Source organism: Gilliamella sp. Imp1-1 (assembly GCF_001690415.1).
Taxonomy (GTDB): Bacteria; Pseudomonadota; Gammaproteobacteria; order Enterobacterales; family Orbaceae; genus Gilliamella; species Gilliamella bombi.
The window spans coordinates 1-476 of sequence record NZ_LZHK01000072.1; the positions used below are offsets into that span (position 1 = coordinate 1).

The following is a 476-nucleotide window of genomic DNA, read 5'->3' on the forward strand; positions in this document are numbered from 1 at the left end:
CGGCGGTCTCCTTCTTTAATACTCGGTGCCTTACAATGCCTATAGGCTTTGCCTTTTCGCCTTAGATAAGGTTTGAATTGTTCATAGCGCGCTTTATTTTGATAAAGATAGTTATAGATTGATTGGACGCTGACTTTCTTTAAACGTGCAGCAATCTGCTCTGGGCTGTAATAAAGCATGAGGTATTTTTCAACTTGACGCCATACCGAAGACTCTATTGCCTTACATTACCGCTGTTTTTTCGCCTTTTCCTAGCTAGGGTTACCGCATCATGTGCTTGATAGGCTTGATTAGGTTTTGAGTTTCTTTTTATCTCTCGACTTATTGTCGAAGGATGTCTATTGAGTAGCTGGGCTATCTCTTTTTTATTCTTTCCGGCTTGTAATAATACGAAAATCTGGTATCTTTCCTTCCTAGAAAGGTGATTATAATACATAGCAATCTCCAAACTGTGGTGGTGCGAAGGTGCTAGTATA

The 476-nt window shown here is 39.9% G+C and carries 1 protein-coding gene; it reads right to left on the reverse strand.

Annotated elements, in window-relative coordinates; genetic code table 11:
• Positions 1-214 precede the first annotated feature (214 nt).
• On the reverse strand, positions 215-476 hold a 262-nt coding region (locus A9G38_RS06730), incomplete at its 5' end, for a helix-turn-helix domain-containing protein (protein ID WP_218056508.1).